Here is a 22,770-nt window from a genome sequence, read left to right on the forward strand (position 1 = left end):
GGCATGTTGTTATGACCTAACCTTGTTTTAGTGAATGATCAATAACTCCGCGTGCTACGTCCAAGACAATCTTAAACGATAAATCATCGACTTTGTCGTTCTCAGGCTTTGACTTTTTGTCGCATCTGCTGTGAGACCGCGTTCAAGCGTATGTTTTATTGCGTGAATGACGCCTTTCACGCTGTCAGCTCGTCTGCGACCAAGGATTGAGTATAAGACCATCAGACGCTGAAAACGGTGAGCCGAGCACGTTTGAAGGGCGATTTTTGGCCTAAGGTTTCAACGTAACTATCGGTTCAGGTGTCTCTGTACTGCCTCCATCGTCGTCTGTCGCATCGCCGTTGGCGAGCGACATCAATGACGACATGAAAAGAGGTCCGGTCAACGGGCCCCGGAGACAAGGCCTTGCGTCAGGACAGGCAAGAGATGCCCATAACGACATTCGTGGATCACGAGGTACGCCATGCCCGACGCCAATCACTCCTGTGCACGCGAGCGTTATCTAGCTCTGACGGCGAGAGCCAACGAGACGCCAGAAGACTTCTGGGCTGAGCAGGCGCAACGCATCGCCTGGTTTCGCCCGCCGCAGACCATTCTGGCCTGGGATGAGCAACAGCATGCGCGCTGGTTCATCGATGGCGAGATGAACATCTGCCATGCCGCGCTGGACCATCACGTCGCCAATGGGCGCGCGGATCAGGTCGCGTTGTATTGGGATTCGCCGGTCACGCAGAGCAAGCGGCATTACACGTTTCGTGAGCTGCGTGATGAGGTGGCCCTGCTGGCGGGGGCGCTGCGCAATCTCGGGGTGGAGAAGGGCGACCGTGTCGTGCTCTACATGCCGATGGTCGCCGAGGCCATGATGGCGATGCTGGCCTGTGCACGTCTCGGGGCGGTGCACTCAGTGGTCTTCGGCGGCTTTTCCCCCAAGGAGCTGGCGGTACGTATCGATGACGCCGCGCCCAAGGTGATCATGGCGGCGTCCTGCGGGGTGGAAGTCGATCGCATCATTCCCTACAAGCCCTGGCTGGATGAAGCCATCGAACTTGCCGAGCATACACCGCAAGCCTGTCTGATCCTGCAGCGTGAACAGCAGCGGGCGACACTCGGGCCGCGTGATCATGACTGGCATGAATGTCTGGCCAGCGCCCAGGCCACCGAAGCGGTCAGCATGCTGGGCAGCGAACCTCTCTATGTCCTCTATACCTCCGGCACCACCGGCAAGCCCAAGGGAGTGGTGCGTGATCACGCCGGTTACGCCGTGGCGCTGCATTATTCAATGGAGCTTCTCTATGCGACCCGCCCCGGGGATACCTTCATGGCGGCCTCGGACATCGGCTGGGTCGTCGGCCACTCCTATATCGTATATGGCCCGCTGCTGATGGGGGCCAGTACCGTCATGTATGAAGGCAAGCCGGTCAAGACCCCGGATGCCGGAGCCTTCTGGCGCTTGATCGAGGAATACCGCATCAACTGCTTCTTCACTGCGCCGACGGCGTTTCGCGCCATGAAGAAGGAAGACCCGGAAGCCAGTCATATGGCCGATTACGACCTTTCCAGCCTGCGCAGTCTGTTCCTGGCCGGAGAGCGACTGGACCCGCCGACCTATCACTGGCTCGCCGATCTCCTGCCGGTGCCGGTCGTCGATCACTGGTGGCAGACCGAAACCGGCTGGCCCATCGCCGGCAACCTGCTGGGCCTCGACATGTTCACCGAAGGCAGCCGCGAGGTGAAGGCGCCGGTCGAGGCGCGTGCCGGTAGCGCCACCTGGCCGTTGCCGGGCTTCAATGTACAGATTCTCGATGGCATGGGGGATGAGGTACCCACGGGAGAGCAGGGCAATGTCGTGTTGCGCCAACCGCTGCCGCCGGGCTGCCTGACCGGACTCTATCAGGACCCCGGACGCTTCCATTCTGCCTATCTTGCTGCCTACCCCGGCTATTACCTGTCCGGTGATGGCGGCTACTTCGATGAGCAGGGCTATCTGTTCGTGATGGGACGCATTGATGATGTCATCAACGTGGCGGGGCACCGTCTGTCGACGGGTGAGATGGAGCAGGTGCTCGGTGCACACGCCGCGATCGCGGAATGCGCGGTGATCGGCATCGAGGATTCGCTCAAGGGCGAGATGCCGTTGGGACTGGTGATTCTCAAGGATGGCTGGCAGGGGGATGAAGCCAGCCTGTGCGCCGAGCTTGCCCAGCGGATACGCCAGGAAATCGGGGCCTTTGCCTCGCTCAAGGAGGTGCTGATCGTCGAGCGCCTGCCCAAGACGCGCTCCGGCAAGATACTGCGCAAGATGATCCGTCAGATCGCCGCGGGCGAGCAATACCAGGTGCCCTCGACGATAGATGACCCCTCAAGCCTGGAGGATGTGCGTGAGGCGCTGAGCGAGGCCGGCGTCGGTCAGGCGAGTGAGGCACGCAGCGCATGAACCGATGCAGTGATATCGCGGACGCATGACGCGGCTCGCGCTGCTCCAATAATGAAAAAGCCCCCGCCATGAGACATGGCGGGGGCTTTTTTTCAGCAAGGCAGCATTTATTGCATCAGGTGCGTGCCACGACCGGATTGGCCATCTCGCGGCGTGCAAGCCAGGCAATGCTGATGACCAGCAGGCCCGCCAGGCTCAACCAGCCGAACAGGGTGCTGTCGGTCAGGCCCATCACCAGGTAGGCGATCAGCGAGATCGCGGCACCCAGCAGGGCGTAGGGCAGCTGGGTCATCACGTGATCGATGTGATGGCAGCTGGCACCCGTCGAGGACAGGATGGTGGTGTCGGAAATCGGCGAGCAGTGATCCCCGAACACGGAACCGGCCAGCACCGCGCCCATCATCGGCAACATCATGGCGAGCTCGGTGGCGGCCGCCATGTCACCGGCGATGGGCAGCATGATGCCGAAGGTGCCCCAGCTGGTGCCGGTGGCAAAGGCCATCAGGCCGGAGAGCACGAACAGCAGCATCGGCAGCCAGGTCGGAGACACGACGCCCTCGACCAGCGTGGCCAGGTACTGGCCGGTCCCCAGAGAGCCGATGATGCCGGTCAGCAACCAGGCGAAGACGAGGATATAGACGGCCGGCAGCATGGAACTGGCGCCCTGGGCGATGGCGCTCAGGCTGCGACCAGCGCCCATGCGATGACGCAGCAGCATCACTACCGCGGCCAGCAGGCCGATGGCGCCGCCGATGATCAGCGACTTGGCGACATCCGTCAGCTCGAAGGCGCGAATCAGGCCGAAGGCCTCACCCTCGGCGGTCAGTGCGCTGGCGCCGGTCTGCACGATCATGAAGAAGGTCGCGATGACCAGCACGATGATCGGGATCAGCAGGTCCATGGGGCGGCCACGCTCGGACTCTTCCACGTGGGTGTTGCCCGGCGGATTGCCGCGCTTGGCATCGAAAAGCTCACCGTCGCGCGCCGCGATGGCATGACGGCGCATGGCACCGAAGTTGATGTCGAACCACGCCGAGGCGATCACCAGCACCAGCGCCGCAATCGCGTAGTAGTTGAGGGCGGACAGCTCGAGGAAGGCACCGAACGGGCTGACATCCGTGATGTGGTGCGTCGCCAGGATACCGGCAATCAGGCTGATGATGTAGGCACCCCAGCTCGAGATCGGCGTCAGCACGCAGACGGGCGCGGCAGTGGAATCGATCAGATAGGCCAGGCGCGCGCGCGACAGCCCCTGACGATCGGTCAGCGGACGACAGATATTGCCCACGGCCAGGCTATTGAAATAATCATCGATGAAGATGAATACCCCCAGCAGCACGGTCATCAGCTGCGAGCCACGGCGGGTCGTGACTCGCGCCCGCGCCCAGTTGCCGAAGGCACGGGTGCCGCCTGCCAGCGTGATCACGCCGACCATGGCACCCAGTGCCAGCAGGAACAGCAGGATATAGACATTCCAGCTGTTGAGGCTGGCCTCGGCAAGCTGACCGCTGTCCGGCATCTCGATGAAGACGGCAACCAGCTGCTGCCAGAGATAGTGCAGCGTGACGAGCGGCGAGAAATCATTCAGCAGCAGGGCGCCTGACACGATACCCAGCCCGAGGGAGAGCATGACACGACGTGTCAGTATTGCGAGACCGATGGCTATGATCGGGGCGAGCAGCGAAAGCGGGGACGCCGCGTAGCTGGTCAGTTCCATGTATCACCTGTAATCAAAGGCAGGCGCCGGGACAAAGCGCGCTACCGGGTGCCGTTATGGCGGTTATGGTGCGTGGGTGTCAGGGAGTTGCACCGCCTGATCGCAGCGCACACTCGCGGGATCGCCGTTGCGCAACGGCAATCGATGAGTCGCGAGCCTGCGCCCGACAAGTCCTGGGCCGCCACTGGCAGGCGGCGACTTCCGGAAGGGGGCGCATTATGCCCGAGCCAAACAAGACGTGAAACATTACCGTGTTCACCTAAAGTCTAGGTCGCAGTGAAAAACACCGCCATTGCGCTATTTTTCCCCTAGAATTCGGGCGTAGAAGTCAGCTTTACAGTGGGCTCTTCTTGCTTATCCCCGTGGGATATGAAGAATGGCGCTCACCAAAGCATGTCGAGCAGCCCGATCGTAGTGGTTGCTCGCTGTCAGTCGCAGGAAAGTCATGGGCTTTCCGTTGCCCTGGCAGCGTCGACAAGACCAAAAACCCGCCAAAGCGAGACCGACATGTCGGAAACAACGTCCATCATTCCAGCGCCGATTCTGGCGTTGATCGATGCAGGCAATGGCCTGCTGTGGGGCAGTGTATTGATTTACCTGCTCATCGGAGCGGGTCTCTTCTTCACGGTCATGACCAAGGGTATCCAGTTCCGCTATTTCGGACACATGTGGAAGCTGCTGGCCACGTCTCGTCAGGGCAGCGAAGGCGGCATCTCTTCCTTCCAGGCACTGGCCACCTCTCTGGCGGCGCGCGTCGGTACCGGTAACCTCGCCGGTGTCGCCGTGGCGATTTCCCTGGGTGGCCCGGGCGCCATCTTCTGGATGTGGATGACGGCGCTGGTCGGCATGTCCACCAGCTTTATCGAGTCCACCCTGGCGCAGGCCTACAAGGTTTCCCACGATGACAACACCTTCCGTGGTGGCCCGGCCTATTACATCGAGAAGGGCCTCGGTCAGCGCTGGATGGCGATCCTGTTCTCCGTGTGCCTGATCATCGCCTTCGGTCTGGCCTTCAACTCCGTGCAGTCCAACTCCATCGCACTGGCCATGGAGCAGGCCTTCAGCGTGCCGCCGTGGATCATGGGTGTGGTGCTGGTCGTGGTCATGGTGCCGATCATCTTCGGTGGCATGAAGCGTATCACGCGTACTGCCGAGCTGATCGTGCCGCTCATGGCGCTGCTCTATCTGCTGCTGGCCATCTTCGTCGTGGCCATCAACATCACTGAGCTGCCGGCGGCGCTGGGCACCATCTTCCGCAGTGCCTTCGGTCTTGAGCAGGCCGCAGGTGGCGCGCTGGGTTACACCATTGCCCAGGCGATGATGAACGGCATCAAGCGGGGGCTGTTCTCCAACGAAGCGGGTATGGGTTCTGCCCCGAACGCCGCCGCGATGGCGACCACCAAGCACCCGGCGTCCCAGGGCTTCGTCCAGATGCTGGGCGTGTTCATCGACACCCTGGTCATCTGCACCGCGACCGCGGCCATCATCATCATGAGCGGCACCCTGGGCAACGATGGCGGCAATGACGGCATCCAGATCACCCAGGCAGCGCTGTCCTCACAGGTCGGCAGCTGGGGTGGCGGCTTCGTGGCCATCGCCATTCTGCTGTTCGCCTTCACCTCGCTGGTGGCGAACTACTCCTACGGCGAGTCCAACATCGAGTACATCGCCGGCAAGAAGAACGCCAAGAGCGTCATCATGGTCTACCGCTTCGCCGTGCTCGGCATGGTCATGCTCGGTGCTGTCGCCAGCCTGAAGAACATCTGGAACTTCGCGGATCTGTCGATGGGCGCGATGGCCTTGATCAACCTGATCGCCATCCTGCTGCTGTCGCCGTTGGCCTTCCGTATCTTCAAGGATTACGACCGTCAGCATAAGGCCGGCAAGGAGCCGACCTTTGATCCGGAGCAGTTCCCGGAGCTCAAGGGCAAGGTCGATGCCAGCATCTGGAAGAAGTGACTCTGACACTCGCTTTCTTTGCAACATAAGGGGCACCGGGGGGAGACTGACGGCCTGACCATCTGGCCAGATTTTCCCCGCAGGTACCTGTCAATGGCCGCGCATCGTGCTACGATGCGCGGCCATTTTGCGTTCTGGCGACGTGCAAGCCTCGCGGCGGTTGTCAGTGAAGCATGTCGGATGACGCATGGCTGCAGCGCTCAATCGCTGCGACAAGGCGTCAAGGCCGATGTCAGGCCATGGCAGCTGATGTCAGCATCGACGACGCAAACCTCAACACGCTCGTGACAGGGTTCCCTCACCCCTGGACGACGGCTTTGATCCAAAAAGGACCTGCAATGCTACTCCTCTCGTCTGCCCAGACGCAGCGCGCACTTGTCGCCCTGGCCCTGTTTCACATCCTCATCATCACCGCCAGCAATTACCTGGTGCAGTTGCCGATGACCCTGTTCGGCTTCCATACCACCTGGGGCGCCTTCAGTTTCCCGTTCATCTTCCTGGCAACGGATCTGACCGTGCGTCTGTTCGGCAAGCATCAGGCGCGGCGCATCATTGCGCTGGTCATGCTGCCGGCGCTGTTGGTCAGCTACATGGTGTCGGTGATGTTTCAGGCGGGCAGCTTTGCCGGGGTAGAGGCACTGGCTGACTTCAATCTGTTCGTGGCCCGTATCGCGCTGGCAAGCTTCATTGCCTACGTGATCGGTCAGTTGCTCGACATTCAGGTGTTCGATCGTCTGCGTCGCAATGCCCACTGGTGGATCGCGCCGTTGGCGTCGACATTGTTCGGCAATCTCGCTGACACCTTTGCCTTCTTCTCGGTGGCGTTCCGCAATGGGCCCGATGCTTTCATGGCGGCTCACTGGGTCGAGATCGCCTGGGTGGATTACGCGATCAAGCTGGCCATCTCGATATTGCTGTTCCTGCCGATGTACGGATTGTTGCTCAATCGCCTCACGAATCAGTTGCTCAAGCGCGGCCTGGTCGATGAGCGAGAGCCTGTCTGACATAAAACTGTCATATTATTTTCTCCCGTTTCGCCGTTGTCAGTCAGGGATATGGCGCCGGATTGTGCTAACGTTGCACAAACTGGAATGACTGGAGGGAGCCATGAAAATCGCTGCGGTGTACAGCATCAAAGGGGGCGTGGGCAAGACCGCTTCTGCCATCAATCTGGCGCATTGTGCCGCCAACAGTGGCCTGCGTGTATTGCTTTGGGATCTTGATCCGCAGGCCGCTGCGACCTTCTATGTGCGTACCAAGCCCAAGCTGAAGGGCGGGGTCGAGAAACTGATCAGCGGCAAGCAGGACATGTCCCGCGTGATCCGTTCCACGGATTATCAGAACCTTGATGTCCTGCCGGCGGAATTCTCCTACCGCAATCTCGACCACATACTCGAGGAAGAGAAGCGTACCCGACTGCGCAAGGTCCTCAAGCCGGTACGCGATGACTACGACCTCGTCATCCTCGATTGTCCGCCGAGCATTTCCAGTCTTTCCGAGCAGGTCTTCGCCTCTGCCGATACCCTGCTGGTGCCGATCATTCCCACGGTTCTGTCGCTGCGTACCCTGGAGCAATTGAACGCCTATCTGGCCGAGATCGATCTCGATGTGCCCGTCTGGCCGTTCTTCACTCTGGTGGATCGCCGCAAGACATTGCACAAGGATGTGATGGAATCGCTCAAGCAGGATTATCCGCTGCAGCTCAGTGGCTTTATCCCGTATTCCAGCGTGGTCGAGCGCATGGGAATCGAGCGCAAGCCCATCGGGACTTTCTCGCGCAACAGCTCTCCGGCGGTCAGCTATCGCAGCCTGTGGCAGGAAATCGGCCAACGGCTGAACCTGCTCAAGGAGCCGACGGTGGCACCAGCGCCAGCCGCTGCCAAGACTGCTGAGGCTGGATCAACCGCCACCGCGCCTCAAGGTGCTGCCACCGGCAAGGCCAGCGCCAAAGGGGAGGCGGCCAGCAAGCCCGCAAGCAAGGAAGCTTCGAGCAAGCCAGCGGCCAAGCCTGCCAGCAAGGCAGCTTCAAGCAAGAAAGCGCCCAGCGCTGACAAGAAGCCGGCGAGCAGGGACTCTGCCAGCAAAGATGCCAGCAAAGATGCCAGCAAAGACAGCAGCAAGGCGACCAGCAAGTCGGCTGCCAAGGGCAAGAAGAAGGGCGGTAACCTGGGCGATTGATGCCGAGTGCCAGCCAGAAACACAGAGCCCCGCCAATTGGCGGGGCTCTTGCGTATTGCAGCGGCAGTCTGTCATGAAAGTCATGTCATGAAAGTCAGGTCATGAAAGTCGTGCCATCACAGCCGCGTCACTACAGTCCTGTATTTGAGTTCTTCACTACAGCCCTGGCAGCCCTGAACTGGCGTCGGCCTCTTCCAGCAGGCGCTTGAGCGGGGCATGCAAGACCGGTGAGGCCACCACGATATTCTCGCCATAAAGCTCATCGGGAATGCCGTCCGGACAGCGATACAGGTGCCCCGTGCGTGCGCCGGCTTCACGCGCGATCAGAAGGCCCGCGGCAAAGTCCCAGGGGGAAACGCTTTCGTAGTAGGCATCCAGACGTCCGCACGCCACATCACAGAGATCCAGCGCGGCACTGCCGTTGCGGCGCACATCCTGACAGACCAGCAGCATGGCCGAGAGGCGCTTGAGCAGCGGCGGACGGTTGTCACGGTTGTAGGGGAAGCCGGTCGCGACCAGTGCGCGGCTCATCTCATCGGTCTCGCTGACCGAGATGCTCTCGCCGTTGAGCCAGGCCCCCTTGCCGCGGATGGCGGTGAAGGTCTCGCCGAGGAAGGGCGCATGCACGACCCCCATCTGGATCTTGCCGCGCTCGCACCAGGCGATGGACACGGCGACATGGCGCAGGCCATGGGCAAAATTGACGGTACCGTCGATGGGGTCGATCACCCACAGGCCACCCTTGGTACCGATCACGTCACGCTCAGGTGACAGCTCTTCGGTAAGGCGCGCATCCTCGGGAAATTCGGCTTCGAGCGCTTCCGCCAGGAAGGTATCGATCGCCACGTCGATGTCGGTGACCAGCTCATCGCCTTTCTTGTAATGGTGCGCGAAACCCTGTTCCTCGCGCGCTTGCACTATGCGTTCACCAGCCTGTCTGGCCAGTTCCGTTGCTCGTTCCAGGCGTTGTTCCAGCGTCATGTGGCTCTCCGGCAGCGATGATCAGGTCGGATGAGGCAACCCTCACTCATCCGATGCCTCCTTGTATAACAGACTCATGTGGCGAGTTCAGCCTCGGGCAGTGAGCGCCGGCGCATGAAACAGGTAATGAAAGCGTCGATTCAGCTCATTCATGCCCCGTCATGGTGCCTGGCAGGCAAGGCATGCACTGTCAGAGCAACACCGGTCAGTGTGGTTACTAGGGTTATAGCGTTATCTTGCAGGCATGCCGTCTTTTACTGGACTGTCTTTCTGTCACTCGGTTATCAGAGAGCCTATTGCCACTCGATGCGCACGCCATGACAGGGCGGTGGCGCCCGTCGAACACATCAGAAATTCAACATTTGTTTCATTTCTGAAATTCTGGCGCATTTGTTGCAGTAGTCTGGTCATGAGGCTCGGCGAGTTGGCGAGTCTTCCCGCATTCCATGCCCTGCTGCACGAGGAGCGACCGTGAGCCCGACCTTTGACCAGATTCATCCTCCCCAGCGCCTGCTGATGGGCCCCGGTCCGATCAATGCGGACCCGCGTGTATTGCGAGCGCTTTCCGCTCCCTTGATCGGCCAGTACGACCCGGCAATGACGCACTACATGAACGAGACGATGCAGCTCTATCGCGGCGTCTTCGAGACCACCAATGATGCGACCCTGTTGATAGATGGCACCTCGCGTGCCGGTATCGAGGCAGTGCTGATCTCGCTGATCCAGCCGGGGGAGCGTGTGCTGGTGCCGATCTTCGGCCGCTTCGGTCATCTGCTGCGCGAGATCGCCGAGCGCTGCGGTGCCGAGGTGCATACGCTGGAATGCGAGTGGGGCCAGGTGTTCCGCCCGGAGCAGATCGAAGCCGCCATTCGCGACGTCAAGCCCAGTGTGCTGGCGCTGGTGCAGGGCGATACCTCGACCACCATGTGCCAGCCGCTGGAAGACATCGGCGCCATCTGTCGCCGCGAAGGCGTGCTGTTCTACAGCGATGCCACGGCCTCGCTGGCGGGCAATCCGCTCAAGACCGATGAGTGGGGGCTGGACGCCGTCACCGCAGGCTTGCAGAAGTGTCTGGCCGGGCCGTCAGGCAGTTCGCCGCTGACGTTGTCGCCGCGTGCGGTGGAGGTGGTGCATGCCCGGCGGCATGTCGAGGCGGGCATCAGCAGCGGCAGTGATCGTCTGGCGGAGCCGGGCGCGCGCATCCGCTCCAACTATTTCGATCTCTCCATGGTGCTCGATTACTGGGGAGAGCTTCGCCTCAATCACCACACCGAAGCTACCAGCATGCTGTATGGCGCCCGCGAGTGTGCGCGCCTGCTGGTCAATGAGGGCATGGACAACGCCATCGCGCGCCATGCGCTGCATGGCCAGGCGATGGTCGAAGGCTTGAAGGGGCTGGGACTTGCACTGTTCGGCGATCAGGCCCAGCGCATGAACAACGTCAGCGCGGTGATGATTCCCGACGGTCTGGATGGCGATGGCCTGCGCCGCAGCATGCTGGAGGACTTCGGCATCGAGATCGGCACCAGCTTCGGCCCGCTGCACGGCAAGGTCTGGCGTCTCGGCGTGATGGGCTACAACGCGCGTCGCGATACCGTGCTGACCACGCTGGCGGCGCTGGAGCAGACCCTGCGCCGGGGTGGCATCAAGACTGTGGCCGGCGGTGGCGTCGGCGCCGCGCTGGACTTCTATCAGGAGCATCAGGGTCAGGCGGCCAATGGCCGTGCCAATCCCAGCACGGGAGGCCAGTCATGAGCGATGCCGGATCCATACCCCCGGACGCCATCGCGCCGCTGGAAACGGCCGCCGATGTGCTGGCCGCCTGCGACACCCTGGCGGCCATCACACGCAGCGACAGCGGGATCGACCGCCGCTATCTGACGCCGGAACACGCCGCCGCCAACGCCACCACGGCTGGCTGGCTCAAGGCTGCCGGTCTGCGCAGCTGGCAGGATGGCGCCGGCAATCTCTGGGGCCGCTGGTGTCCACCCGCTCTCACCGCTGCCGCTGACAGCGAAGCCGGCGTGCCGCGACTGGTGATCGGCTCGCATCTGGACAGCGTGCCGGACGCCGGCCGTTATGACGGCATTCTTGGTGTCCTGCTCGGAGTGGCCGCCTTGACACATTTCAGGCAGCGCGCCGATGCGGGCGAGCAGAGCTTGCCCTTCGCGCTGGAAGTGGTCGGTTTCGGTGATGAAGAGGGCACCCGCTTCGGTGCGACCTTGCTCGGCAGCCATGCCATCGCCGGACGCTGGCAGTCGGACTGGGAGCGGGTAGAGGATGAGGACGGCATCCCGCTTGGCAACGCGCTCGAACGTTTCGGGCTTTCCGGGCAGACGGCCGCCGGGGCCAGCCTGCAGGCGAATCCGCCGCTGGGCTATCTGGAAGTACACATCGAGCAGGGCCCGGTGCTGGAAGCCGAGAATCTGGCGCTGGGTACCGTGACCGGTATCGCCGGCGCGCGACGCTTCGCGGTCAACTTCGTCGGCCAGGCGGGACATGCCGGCACCACGCCGATGGCACTGCGTCAGGATGCGCTGTGTGCGGCGGCGGAGTGGACACTGGCAGTGGAATCGCTGGCGCGTGATGTCCAGGCGGGCAAGCGCGCTGACATGGTGGACCACTCGCTGGTCGCGACCGTGGGGTGTTGCGAGCTGCGTCCCGGGGCGGTGAATGTCATCCCCGGGGGAGCGGCACTGAGTCTGGATATCCGCGCGCTGGACGATGCGCAGCGGGACCGGGCGCTGGATGAACTCTTGAACGAGGCGCACCGAATCGCGGCGCGACGGGGCCTCACCTTCCACTGCGAGCAGACGCATGCGGCCGATGCCGTGGCCTGTGACGAGGGATTGATGCAGGCCGTCGATGCCGGTATCGCGGCTACCGGTCAGGCGCCATTCCGGCTACCGAGTGGTGCCGGGCATGACGCCATGGCGGTCAGTCATCTGTGCCCGGTGGGCATGCTGTTCCTGCGCTGTGAGCGCGGCATCAGCCACCACCCGCTGGAGGCGGTGACCGAAGACGATGTCGCCAAGGCCCTGGCGGCCCTGACCGCCAGTATCGAGGCCGTGGCCGTCAGGTACGTGTAGGACAGCACGCGTAAGTCAGCACGCCTCGGCGGCCGCAGGGACGCTCGTCACTAACTGGCTTCGAGCAGCCCCGGCAGGCGCACTGCGGCGATCGCATGGATCTGGGCCAGAGCCTCCTGGTACTCCGCCTCGGTGGATTGCGGCAGGCGGCGCTCCAGTTCCTCGAGAATGCTGGTGGCGCTGTGGCCCTTGACGCAGATGATGAACGGAATGCCGTGGCGGGCCTGGTAGTCGGCATTGGCCGTCAGGAAGCGCTCACGGGTGGCGTCATCGAGCTGATCGAGCCCTGCGCCACGCTGCTCGCCCTGCGAGGCGGGCGTCAGGGTCTCCAGCTTGCCGGCAGCCAGCTCAGGATGGGCCAGAATCAATTGGTGGCGCTCGGCATCACTGGCCTGGCGTACCGCATTGGCACACGCCGTCAGCAGGACTTCCATGCTCGCGAACGGGCGCTCTGCCGCGGCGCGTTCCACCACCCAGTCCGAGTGCTCATAGAGACCACTCAAGCGTCGTGCCAGCGCCTCGGGTGGCAGGGCGTTGAGCGTGTCCAGCATCACCAGATAGTGCATCGGGGTCTCGATTGGCATGCGCCTTGCTCCAGAGAGGGGGATAGGTTTGAAAAGCTCAAGGAATCATCAGCTTGCAAGGCGCATGCCGTCGCTGGCAACGCGTCTGACCAACGCTGTGTTACACGCTGCATCGCCATGCCAGCGGTTGACGACAAGGCTGTATCGCCACCGGCTTGCCTGACGGCGCCGAGCGGCGTCTGTCATGGGGCGATACGGCCTGCACCTTGACCGATCGGTCAGAATGCAGCAATGCACTCATCGGGTGCAATACCACCAACCGCTGACGGCAGGCCAGAACAGGACCGGCCAGAAAACCGAAACACAGTCTTCATTCGTACAGCTTCCATCTGTCCAGATTCGAGTCGTACCCGCCACATCCACACAAGAACAGGAAATCGCCATGCCCAGACTGACGACGCATGTGCTCAATCAGGCCGAAGGCATCGCTGCCAGCGGTGTGCATATCACCCTGGAGCGCCAGGATGCGCAGGGTCACTTTCACGAGATCGCGCAGGTCACGACCAATGCCGATGGGCGTCTCGATGCGCCGCTGCTGGAGGAAACCGAGGCTTCCGCTGATCTCTCCGGCGTCTATCGTCTGACGTTTCAGGTCGGGGATTACTTTGCCAGCCGCACGGTGGGCCAGGGCATGCTCGGCCGGGTGCCGGTCGAGTTCACCCTCGAGGCCAGTGGCCATTATCACATTCCGCTGCTGGTCACTCCGTGGGCCTACAGTGTCTACCGCGGCAGCTAAGGAGCCGGCATGAGCGCATATCTTCTCGATTGGGCGATGCTGCTGACCCGCTGGCTGCATGTCATGGCGGGGATCGCCTGGATCGGCGCATCGTTCTTCTTCATCTGGCTCGACAACCGGCGAAAGCCGGCCACTCATGCGGTAGATGGCCGCCCCGGCGGCGAGCTGTGGGCGGTGCATGGTGGCGGTCTCTATCATCTGTTTCGCCACGATGGGGTCAGTGAAACGCTGCCCGGCGAGATCCACTGGTTCAAGTGGGAGGCCTATGTCACCTGGCTGTCCGGGATGGGACTTTTCACGCTGATCTACCTGCTGCAGCCGCACGCCTACCTGATCGACCCGCGCGTGTTCGAGATGAGCGGCACCCTGGCCGTGTGCAGCGCTCTGGGCGTGCTCATCGGCGGCTGGCTGGGCTATGAGGCGCTGTGTCGCAGCCCCTTAAAGCGCCATGCCGGGGCGCTGTTCGTCGCGGTCGGTATGTGGCTGACGCTGGCTGCGTGGGTGGCGACCGAACTGTTCTCGGGGCGTGCCGCCTTCCTGCTGATGGGCGCGCTGATGGGCAGCATCATGGCGGGCAACGTCTTCAATGTGATCATCCCGGGTCAGAAGGCCCTGCTGGCCGCTGCCAAGCGGGGGGAAACGCCGGACCCGATCCACGGCCAGCGCGCAAAGCAGCGTTCGGTGCACAACACCTTCATCACGCTGCCTGCGGTGCTGATGATGATCAGCAACCACTATCCGCTGCTATATGCCAATGACTATCGCCTGGGCGTCATTCTGCTGTTGCTGGTGACGGGCGGTCTGATCCGTATCGCCACGGTGGATCACCACAAGGGCGTCAAGCGCCTGTGGGTGCCCGTAGGGGCAGTGTTGGCACTGATCGGCGTGATCGTGCTCTGCGCGCCGCGCTCACAGACGGCGCCCGCGACAGCCGAGACAAGCGCGCCTTCAGCCACCGTTGCGGCCAGCAGCACCGCTGGCAATGAGGCCCCGGGGGAGAATCAGCCCTTGCGAGACAAGGTCAGTCATATCGTCGAGCAACGCTGCGCCGGCTGTCACAGTGACACGCCGAACTTGATCGGCTTGACGGCTCCGGCAGCCGGCGTGGCCTTCAATGGCTGGGATGACATCCAGCGTCAGGCCATGCGCATCCACCAGCGCACGGTGGTCGACAAGAGCATGCCGCTGGCCAACATGACCCAGATGACCGATGCCGAACGCCAGCTGCTGGATGACTGGTGGCAGGCGACACGCTGAAGGGCAATGGATTAGGGAGCGCTGGCTGAGAGAGTCATGAATGCGGGCGTACTGACCAGCGGCGCTCCAAGGGCGCCGCTGGTCAGGACCCACTCATCAGGGCCACTTTTAGAATCCACTCGTCAGCAGCAACGCTACAGTTCTGAGTCCGGTGGCCGATAGACGTGATACTTCTCTCATGGATTGATCGGGGTATCGCGTAGTGATGACAATAAAAAAGCGTCTGGCCCGCGCCAGTGTCGGCAGCAAGCTCGCCTTGCTGGTATTGCTGTTGATGATGGCGGCCTTCACGGCGCTGGGCCTGGTGTTCTCGACGGCCAGCAAGATGCAGGTAGAAGAGGGCACCGAACGCGCTCTCGCTCAGCAGCAGCAACAGATCACCAACACCATCGAGCTGTTCGATACCACCATGCAGTCCAGCGTGACGCGCATGCTCAATGCCTTCCTGGCGACCATTCCTGACAACTTCACGCTGATCGAGGACCGACGTCTGCCGATCGGCGAGCGCGATGCGCCGGCGCTGCTCAATGCCGGCTTCATGCTCAACAATCAATCCGGTTATCTGGCCGACTTCGCCAATCGCACCGGTGCGCCGGTCAGCTTCTTCGTGCGCGATGGTGAGGATTTCGTGCGCATAGCCACCACCCTCAAGACCGAAGATGGCTCAAGCCTGCTCGGGCTGACGCTGAGTGGTGGGGTCAAGGACGCGCTGAATGCCGGCCAGCCCTATACCGGCATGCTCTATCTGGCGGGCCGTCACTACATGACGCGCTATCGTCCGATCACCGACTTCAATGACAACCTCATCGGTGCCTCGTTCATCGGGGTGGATGTCGGCGAGCAGATCGATGAGCTGTATGCCACCATCACCAATATCCAGTTGCATGAGAAGGACTTCAGTCTGGTGGCGAGCACGGCGCCGGACCAGCAGGGCAAGGTGCTGACGACGGGTCAGTGGCAGGGCCGCTCGCTGATGGACTTCAAGAATGCGCAGGGCGAGCCGGCCTTCGCGCCGCTCTTCGCCGCCGACAGCGGTCAGATCGATTACCGCCTGGCGGGCGAAGACAGTGATCGTATCACCAGCTTCCAGCACTATCCGGCCTGGGACTGGGTGGTGGCGACCACGATCGACAAGCAGGAAGTGACGGCGGGCATCACGCAGGTCCGCAATCAGGTCTTCGGGCTGGCACTGCTGTTGGCGCTGGCCGTGGCCGGTATTCTCTACTTCCTCGAGCGTCGTCTGATCAGTCGTCCGCTGGATGCGCTGGTATCACTGGCTCAGGCGCTGGCGCGGGGCGATCTGTCCCAGCGCATCACCAGTCAGCGTCAGGATGAGATCGGCAAGCTGACCGCGGCCATGAACAGCGTCGGCGAGGACCTGAGCCGAGTGGTGGGGCAGGTGCGGGGCACCACGGGCGCCGTCAATCAGGCCGCCGGCGAGATTGCCCAGGGCAACGAGGAGCTTTCGGCGCGCACCGAGCAGTCCGCCTCCAGCCTGCAGGAAACCTCGGCCTCGATGGAGGAGATCACCACCACCGTGCAGCACAGTGCCGATTCCGCCCAGCAGGCCAGTCAGCTGGTCAATTCGACCTCCGAGCAGGCGCGCCGCGGCAATGACGACATGCGCAAGGCGCAGGCGAGCATGGGAGATATCAACCGCTCTGCCGAGCGCATCAGCGAGATCATCAGCCTGATCGATGGCATTGCCTTTCAGACCAACATTCTGGCGCTGAATGCCTCGGTGGAAGCGGCGCGGGCCGGTGAGCATGGGCGTGGCTTTGCGGTGGTCGCGCAGGAAGTGCGCACCCTGGCGACGCGCTCGAGTGATGCATCCCGCGAGATTCGCGGCCTGATCGACGAGTCGATCTCGCACACTCAGCAGGGCGTGGCGCAGGTGAAGGATGCCAGTCAGGCGATGGCCGAGATTCTTTCCAGTGTCGAGCGCGTCAACGACATGATCGCCGAGATCAGTGCCGGGGCGCGTGAACAGAGTGCCGGCGTCGGCCAGGTGAATACCGCGGTCAGCGAGCTGGATGCGATGACGCAGCAGAACACCACGCTGGTCAATCAGGTCAGTGGCGCGGCGCGCAGCATGAGCGCACAGGCCCAGGCACTGGAGCAGCTGATGGCAGGCTTCAAGGTGGCGGGTGGACAGACCATGACAACACACGCCATGTCGCATCAGTCCGTGTCGCATCAGTCCATGTCGCACATGAACACTCAGCCGATGGCGGATGGCGAGCAGTCTGTCTTCTCGCCGCCGGCACCGGCCACGCGTGGATCTCAGCGCAGCGAAGAGGAGGAGTGGGAAGCCTTCTGAGCCGCGCGATCCTGAGCCAAGAGCTTGATCGAGCGCCATTGAATGTGACAGCTAGCCGTTGATGTTTCTGCCAAGCCCTTGCCGACTGCCGTCGGTGAGGGCTTTTTCGTGGCCAGGGCTCATGTGACCCACGCTCATGTGGCCAATGCCTACCACTGATATCAGAACCATATGAAAGTGTCATCTTGATGACAGTTGATGGTGTTTTTTGCTGTCTTCTGAAAAAAGATGAATTCTTTTCTCTAGCCCTTCAGTTAAGCCAGCGTTGGTCGATAGTCGGTGAACTTCCACCACACCGGGTACCCGCGGTATGACTTCACTCAGACAGCGTCTGGCGCATGCCAGCGTCGGCAGCAAGTTGGCGCTATTGATCCTGATCCTCATGATGGCAGCGTTTCTGACGCTGGGACTGGTGTTCTCGAGCGCCAGCGCACGCCAGGTTGAAGGAGACATGGAGATTGCCCTCAAGCAGCAACAGCGTCAGGTCACCCAGATGCTCACCTTGTTCGATACCTCGATGCAGGCGAGTGTCACACGCATGCTGAGCGCATTCCTGGCCACGATTCCCGACAGTTTCAGTCTCGATGACAGTCGCAGACTGAAAGCTGGTGAGCGTCTGGTACCGGTGCTGCGCAATGCCGGCATCATGCAGAACAGCCAGCCGTTGTATCTGGACAACTTCACCCGAAGGACCGGCGCCCCTGTCAGTCTGTTCGTGCGCGATGGCGATGACTTCGTCGGCATTTCCACCTCGTTGCAGAATACCGATGGTTCACGGATGCTCGGCTTCGCTCTGGAGGGCGAGGTGTTGGCTGCGCTGCGCAATGGTCAGTCCTACAGCGGCTTGCTGAATCTGGCAGACAAGCATTACATGACGCGTTATCAGCCCATCGAGGACGAGGCGGGAAACATCGTGGGTGCCTCCTTCATCGGGGTGGATATCGGCGCTCAGATCCAGGAGCTCTACACCACGATCACCAACGTGAAATGGCATGAGGGAGATTTCAGTCTGCTGGCAAGCACTGCCGCCGCGAGCCCTGGCCGGGTACTGGCTGGCGACCAGTGGCAGGGGACTTCATTGCTTGATGTCCGTGATGACCAGGGGCGTCAGATCTTCGCGAAGTTGCTCGATCAGCCCCAGGGCCAGATGGAATATCGCCTGCCCGGAGAGACGGGCACCAAGGTCACGCGCTTCGAACAATACCCGGCGTGGGACTGGGTAGTGGCGACCACGGTCGACAAGCAGGCCATCACCGCCGATATCATCCATCTGCGCAACCTGGTGCTCGGCCTGTCGTTGCTGTTGGCAATGGCGGTGGCGGGCCTGCTGTACTGGTTGGAACGTCGCTTGATCAGTCGTCCGCTGGATGCGCTGGTATCACTGGCTCAGGCATTGGCGCGGGGCGATCTGTCCCAGCGCATCACCAGTCAGCGTCAGGATGAGATCGGCAAGCTGACCGCGGCCATGAACAGCGTCGGCGAGGACCTGAGTCGAGTGGTCGGTCAGGTGCGGGGCACCACGGGCGCCGTCAATCAGGCCGCCGGCGAGATTGCCCAGGGCAACGAGGAGCTTTCGGCGCGCACCGAGCAGTCCGCCTCCAGTCTGCAGGAAACCTCGGCCTCGATGGAGGAGATCACCACCACCGTGCAGCACAGTGCCGATTCCGCCCAGCAGGCCAGCCAGCTGGTAAACTCGACCTCCGAGCAGGCGCGCCGCGGCAATGACGACATGCGCAAGGCGCAGGCAAGCATGGAAGACATCAATCGTTCCGCCGAGCGTATCAGCGAGATCATCAGTCTGATCGACGGCATCGCCTTCCAGACCAACATCCTGGCGCTGAATGCCTCGGTGGAAGCGGCGCGGGCCGGTGAACATGGGCGTGGCTTTGCGGTGGTTGCGCAGGAAGTGCGCACCTTGGCGACGCGCTCCAGTGATGCCTCCCGCGAGATTCGCGGCCTGATCGACGAGTCGATCTCGCACACTCAGCAAGGCGTGGCGCAGGTGAAGGACGCCAGTCAGGCGATGGCCGAAATTCTCTCTAGCGTCGAGCGCGTCAACGACATGATCGCCGAGATCAGCGCCGGCGCGCGTGAGCAGAGTGCCGGCGTCGGCCAGGTGAATACGGCGGTGAGCGAGCTGGACGCGATGACGCAGCAGAACACCACCCTGGTCAATCAGGTCAGTGGCGCGGCGCGCAGCATGAGCGCACAGGCTCAGGCACTGGAGCAGCTGATGGCAGGCTTCAAGGTGGCGGGTGGACAGACCATGACAACACACGCCATGCCACGCCAATCCGTGTCGCATCAGTCCATGTCGCACATGAGCACTCAGCCGATGGCGGATGGCGAGCAGTTTGCCTTCCCGCCGCCGGCAACCGCCGCGCGCGGCTCCCAGCGTCGTGAAGAGGAGGAGTGGGAAGCCTTCTGAGCGCGCGGCCCTGAGCCAAGAGCTTGATCGAGCGCCAGTGAACGTGACAGCTAGCCGTTGATGTTTCTGCCAAGCCCTTGCCGACTGCCGTCGGTGAGGGCTTTGTCCTTTCAGGCCGGGTGTCGGGCCGCGAAGCGTGCCAGCTCCTGAGGCTCGCAGCGCTCGCCGACGAAGACTTCGACATGCTCGGCGACGCGGCTGATGCGCTCGCTGACGCTTTCCTGAGTGCGCATCGACAGATAGCCGATCTGGGTCAGGTAGGTGGTGCGCGCTCGTACGTTGGCGAGTTGCTCGGGCTGGCCGTAGCGCATCAGCATGCTGGTCAGCGCCTGAATGCGTGCCTGATCGGCGCGGGCGACGGCAGCGGCGACCTCCGCGTTCTGAGAGGCCCAGTTGCGGATCGCCAGCTCGAAGCGTGAATCGAACAGTGACGCATCCAGCCAGCAGTCGAAGACATTGAGCATGGCTTCCACCACCGTGGCGGCGTATTGCTCGCAGCGACCGATCAGGCCGGCGGTATTGTGAGCATCCCAGCGCGCAAGCAGCGCGGTGAGCAGGGCGTCGCGGTCCCTGAAGCTCCAGTAGAAGCTGGTGCGTGACAGGCCCAGCGTCTTGGCCAGTGTCAGGACGCGCACCGAATCCACGCCGCCCAGCAACAGCTGCTGATAGGCGGCTTCCAGCCAGTCCTCGGCCTTGCCGCGCCCGGCAGCCTGGGCGCCGTCACTTGCCGGGGGGACGCTTGGGGACTCTGGCATGGGCGGTCTCCTGAATGGCGGGGGATGGTGGGGCTGATGTGAGGTCGATCTCGCGATGACAGCATGAGCATGCTGTTTGCGACAGCGACGAGTCTGGCTGCGTCAGGCGGGCCAGAACGGCGTGTCCGGCGACGCATGGCCTGAAGCCTAGGACTATAGTCAGCGTATGTACACAGGTGTACGCAATAAAGACACCCCTGTTCTCGCTGTCTGCTCATCAGGAGGCCACATGGCTCAGGACCCGCTGCTCACGCCGTTCACGCTCAAGCATCTGACCCTCAAGAATCGCTTGATGATGACCTCCCACGAGCCTGCCTATCCGGAAGATGGCATGCCCAAGGCGCGTTACCGCGCCTATCACGAGGAGCGTGCGCGGGCGGGCATTGCCCTGACCATGACGGCGGGCTCCGCCTCGGTGGCGAAGGACAGCCCGCCGGTGTTCAACAATATCCTGGCGTATCGCGATGAGGTGGTGCCGTGGCTCAGCGAGCTGACGGATGCCTGTCATGAGCACGGCACCGCTGTGATGATCCAGCTCACCCACCTGGGACGCCGCACGCGTTGGGACAAGGCCGACTGGCTGCCGGCGGTCTCGGCGTCCCATCGTCGTGAGGCGGCGCACCGCGCCTTTCCCAAGCGGGTCGAGGACTGGGATATCGCACGGCTGATCCAGGACTACGCCGACGCCGCCGAGCGCATGCAGGCAGCCGGCCTCGACGGTATAGAGCTGCAGGCCTATGGCCATCTGATGGACCAGTTCTGGTCACCGCTCACCAATACGCTGGATAGCCCCTATGGCGGCAGTCTCGAGAATCGACTGCGCTTCACCATGGAAGTGTTGAGCGCCATTCGCGCACGGGTGGGCAGCGAGTTCATCGTCGGCGTTCGCTACACGGGAGATGAGTGTCTGAGTGGCGGGCTGGATGCCAGCGATGGCCTGGAAGTCTCGCGTCTGCTGCGCGATAGCGGTCAGGTCGATTTTCTCAATGTGGTGCGCGGCCATATCGATACCGATGCGGGCCTCACCGATGTCATCCCGATCCAGGGCATGGCCAGTGCGCCGCATCTCGACTTCGCCGGACAGATTCGCGAAGCGATGGATTTTCCGACCTTCCACGGTGCCAAGATTCAGGACATCGCCACCGCGCGTCACGCCATCGCCACTGGCAAGGTCGACATGGTCGGCATGACGCGCGCCCACATGGCGGACCCGCACATCGTGCGCAAGCTGATGGCAGGGCAGGAGGAGACCATCCGCCCCTGTGTCGGGGCCAACTATTGTCTGGATCGCATCTATCAGGGCGGCTCCGCCTACTGCATTCATAACGCTGCGACCGGGCGGGAGCTGGAGCAACCGCATGACATCACGCCTGCCGAGGTCACCCGGAAGGTCGTGATCATCGGCGCGGGCCCGGCAGGGCTCGAGGCCGCACGCGTCGCAGGTGAGCGCGGGCATCAGGTGGTGGTGCTGGAAGCGGCCGACCAGCCGGGTGGCCAGATTCGCCTCACCGCCCAGAGCGAGCGGCGGCGCGAGATGATCGGCATCATCGATTGGCGCATCAGTCGCTGTGAGGCCCTCGGCGTCGAGATGCGCTACAACGTCTTCGCCGAGGCCGAGGATGTGCTGGCGGAGCAACCCGATGTCGTCATCGTGGCCACCGGTGGCTATCCCGAGGAAGACATGCCGCAGGTCGGCAGTGAGCTGGTCGTCTCCAGCTGGGACATTCTCTCGGGCCATGTCACGCCTGGCCGCAACGTGCTGCTGTTCGATGACGCGGGTGACCACGCTGCGCTACAGGCCGCCGAGATGATCGCCAACTCCGGTGCCAGGCTCGAGATGATGACGCCAGATCGCACCTTCGCGCCGGAAATCATGGCCATGAACCTGGTGCCCTACATGCGCAGCCTGCAACGTCTCGCCGTCACCTTCACGCCGACCTATCGCCTCGGCAGCGTCACGCGCAGTGAGGATGGCCAGCTGATCGCCCATATCGGCAGTGATTATCTGGATGACGCCGTGGCGCAGGGCAAGGGCACCGGTGCCTACGCGGATCAGCGCCTTGTCGATCAGGTAGTGGTCAACTACGGCGCCCGCCCGATGGAAGATCTCTACTTCGAACTCAAGCCTCACTCACGCAATGGCGGGGCAGTGGACTACGACGCCCTGATAGCAGGCCTCGCCCAACCGGTGGACGGCCCGAGTCCGGAACACACCCAGCGCGCAGCAGAGGGCAGCTTCCAGCTCTATCGCATAGGCGACGCCGTCGCGACCCGCAATACCCATGCGGCGATCCATGACGCGCTGAGGCTGATGAAGGTGGTGTGAGGTAAA

15 protein-coding genes are annotated in these 22,770 nt (G+C 62.5%); 11 read left to right on the forward strand and 4 right to left on the reverse strand.

What is annotated here, in order from left to right:
- Positions 1 to 463: 463 nt before the first annotated feature.
- Positions 464 to 2,434: an acetate--CoA ligase gene (locus HA399_RS07800; RefSeq protein WP_404326724.1), complete on the forward strand. Its 1,971-nt coding sequence runs from the start codon at positions 464 to 466 to the stop codon at positions 2,432 to 2,434.
- Positions 2,435 to 2,549: 115 nt separating this feature from the next.
- Here HA399_RS07800 and HA399_RS07805 read toward each other — a convergent pair whose 3' ends face one another.
- On the reverse strand, positions 2,550 to 4,151 hold the full coding sequence (locus tag HA399_RS07805) for a Na+/H+ antiporter NhaC family protein (RefSeq protein ID WP_404326725.1): 1,602 nt from the start codon (positions 4,149 to 4,151) through the stop codon (positions 2,550 to 2,552).
- 507 nt (positions 4,152 to 4,658) lie between these two features.
- Between HA399_RS07805 and HA399_RS07810 the strand changes: the two genes are divergently transcribed.
- The 3 genes from HA399_RS07810 (at position 4,659) to HA399_RS07820 (ending at position 8,288) form a co-directional block, all read left to right on the forward strand.
- Positions 4,659 to 6,110, forward strand: a complete 1,452-nt coding sequence (locus HA399_RS07810) for an alanine/glycine:cation symporter family protein (protein ID WP_404326726.1) — start codon at positions 4,659 to 4,661, stop codon at positions 6,108 to 6,110.
- A 338-nt stretch (positions 6,111 to 6,448) separates the two neighbouring features.
- Positions 6,449 to 7,114 (forward strand): 7-cyano-7-deazaguanine/7-aminomethyl-7-deazaguanine transporter, encoded by a 666-nt coding sequence (locus tag HA399_RS07815; RefSeq protein ID WP_107334879.1) that lies wholly within the window; start codon positions 6,449 to 6,451, stop codon positions 7,112 to 7,114.
- A gap of 103 nt (positions 7,115 to 7,217) precedes the next feature.
- Complete coding sequence (locus HA399_RS07820; protein WP_404326727.1) at positions 7,218 to 8,288, forward strand: ParA family protein; 1,071 nt, start codon at positions 7,218 to 7,220, stop codon at positions 8,286 to 8,288.
- A gap of 156 nt (positions 8,289 to 8,444) precedes the next feature.
- On the opposite strand, the gene HA399_RS07825 is transcribed toward HA399_RS07820, so the two are convergent.
- Positions 8,445 to 9,269, reverse strand: coding sequence for an inositol monophosphatase family protein (locus HA399_RS07825; protein WP_404326729.1), 825 nt, complete (start codon positions 9,267 to 9,269; stop codon positions 8,445 to 8,447).
- A 471-nt stretch (positions 9,270 to 9,740) separates the two neighbouring features.
- On the opposite strand from HA399_RS07825, the gene HA399_RS07830 reads away from it, so the two are divergent.
- Positions 9,741 to 11,024 carry a pyridoxal-phosphate-dependent aminotransferase family protein gene (locus HA399_RS07830; protein WP_404326730.1) on the forward strand — a complete coding sequence of 428 codons (1,284 nt, stop codon included), beginning with the start codon at positions 9,741 to 9,743 and terminating at the stop codon, positions 11,022 to 11,024.
- Positions 11,021 to 12,358, forward strand: a complete 1,338-nt coding sequence (locus HA399_RS07835; protein ID WP_404326732.1) for an allantoate amidohydrolase — start codon at positions 11,021 to 11,023, stop codon at positions 12,356 to 12,358. Before HA399_RS07830 ends, HA399_RS07835 begins: the two co-directional genes overlap by 4 nt.
- A gap of 50 nt (positions 12,359 to 12,408) precedes the next feature.
- Here HA399_RS07835 and uraD read toward each other — a convergent pair whose 3' ends face one another.
- Entirely contained in the window at positions 12,409 to 12,942 is a 534-nt protein-coding gene (gene uraD, locus HA399_RS07840; RefSeq protein ID WP_404326734.1) for a 2-oxo-4-hydroxy-4-carboxy-5-ureidoimidazoline decarboxylase, read from the reverse strand.
- Between the two features lie 382 nt (positions 12,943 to 13,324).
- Between uraD and uraH the strand changes: the two genes are divergently transcribed.
- The 4 genes from uraH to HA399_RS07860 all read left to right on the forward strand — a co-directional run bounded on the left by uraH (position 13,325) and on the right by HA399_RS07860 (position 19,683).
- A complete protein-coding gene (gene uraH / locus HA399_RS07845; protein WP_404326735.1) occupies positions 13,325 to 13,678 on the forward strand; it encodes a hydroxyisourate hydrolase in 354 nt (117 codons plus the stop codon).
- A 9-nt stretch (positions 13,679 to 13,687) separates the two neighbouring features.
- Positions 13,688 to 14,935, forward strand: a complete 1,248-nt coding sequence (locus HA399_RS07850) for a urate hydroxylase PuuD (protein WP_404326737.1) — start codon at positions 13,688 to 13,690, stop codon at positions 14,933 to 14,935.
- Between the two features lie 205 nt (positions 14,936 to 15,140).
- Complete coding sequence (locus tag HA399_RS07855) at positions 15,141 to 17,255, forward strand: methyl-accepting chemotaxis protein (RefSeq protein WP_404326739.1); 2,115 nt, start codon at positions 15,141 to 15,143, stop codon at positions 17,253 to 17,255.
- A gap of 310 nt (positions 17,256 to 17,565) precedes the next feature.
- Positions 17,566 to 19,683: a methyl-accepting chemotaxis protein gene (locus tag HA399_RS07860; RefSeq protein ID WP_404326740.1), complete on the forward strand. Its 2,118-nt coding sequence runs from the start codon at positions 17,566 to 17,568 to the stop codon at positions 19,681 to 19,683.
- Positions 19,684 to 19,793: 110 nt separating this feature from the next.
- On the opposite strand, the gene HA399_RS07865 is transcribed toward HA399_RS07860, so the two are convergent.
- A complete protein-coding gene (locus tag HA399_RS07865) occupies positions 19,794 to 20,438 on the reverse strand; it encodes a TetR/AcrR family transcriptional regulator (RefSeq protein WP_404326741.1) in 645 nt (214 codons plus the stop codon).
- A gap of 229 nt (positions 20,439 to 20,667) precedes the next feature.
- Between HA399_RS07865 and HA399_RS07870 the strand changes: the two genes are divergently transcribed.
- A complete protein-coding gene (locus tag HA399_RS07870) occupies positions 20,668 to 22,764 on the forward strand; it encodes an FAD-dependent oxidoreductase (protein ID WP_404326743.1) in 2,097 nt (698 codons plus the stop codon).
- Positions 22,765 to 22,770: the final 6 nt, after the last annotated feature.

It is taken from the genome of Cobetia sp. UIB-001, assembly GCF_044789135.1.
GTDB lineage: Bacteria > Pseudomonadota > Gammaproteobacteria > Pseudomonadales > Halomonadaceae > Cobetia > Cobetia amphilecti.

Bases quoted from the DNA above. Each gene is read 5' to 3' on its own strand.
- HA399_RS07865 (WP_404326741.1), bottom strand. From the start codon at position 20,438: ATGCCAGAGTCCCCAAGCGTCCCCCCGGCAAGTGACGGCGCCCAGGCT.
- uraH (WP_404326735.1), top strand. From the start codon at position 13,325: ATGCCCAGACTGACGACGCATGTGCTCAATCAGGCCGAAGGCATCGCT.
- HA399_RS07860 (WP_404326740.1), top strand. From the start codon at position 17,566: ATGACTTCACTCAGACAGCGTCTGGCGCATGCCAGCGTCGGCAGCAAG.
- HA399_RS07815 (WP_107334879.1), top strand. From the start codon at position 6,449: ATGCTACTCCTCTCGTCTGCCCAGACGCAGCGCGCACTTGTCGCCCTG.
- uraD (WP_404326734.1), bottom strand. From the start codon at position 12,942: ATGCCAATCGAGACCCCGATGCACTATCTGGTGATGCTGGACACGCTC.
- HA399_RS07870 (WP_404326743.1), top strand. From the start codon at position 20,668: ATGGCTCAGGACCCGCTGCTCACGCCGTTCACGCTCAAGCATCTGACC.
- HA399_RS07810 (WP_404326726.1), top strand. From the start codon at position 4,659: ATGTCGGAAACAACGTCCATCATTCCAGCGCCGATTCTGGCGTTGATC.
- HA399_RS07825 (WP_404326729.1), bottom strand. From the start codon at position 9,269: ATGACGCTGGAACAACGCCTGGAACGAGCAACGGAACTGGCCAGACAG.
- HA399_RS07835 (WP_404326732.1), top strand. From the start codon at position 11,021: ATGAGCGATGCCGGATCCATACCCCCGGACGCCATCGCGCCGCTGGAA.
- HA399_RS07850 (WP_404326737.1), top strand. From the start codon at position 13,688: ATGAGCGCATATCTTCTCGATTGGGCGATGCTGCTGACCCGCTGGCTG.
- HA399_RS07820 (WP_404326727.1), top strand. From the start codon at position 7,218: ATGAAAATCGCTGCGGTGTACAGCATCAAAGGGGGCGTGGGCAAGACC.
- HA399_RS07855 (WP_404326739.1), top strand. From the start codon at position 15,141: ATGACAATAAAAAAGCGTCTGGCCCGCGCCAGTGTCGGCAGCAAGCTC.
- HA399_RS07805 (WP_404326725.1), bottom strand. From the start codon at position 4,151: ATGGAACTGACCAGCTACGCGGCGTCCCCGCTTTCGCTGCTCGCCCCG.
- HA399_RS07800 (WP_404326724.1), top strand. From the start codon at position 464: ATGCCCGACGCCAATCACTCCTGTGCACGCGAGCGTTATCTAGCTCTG.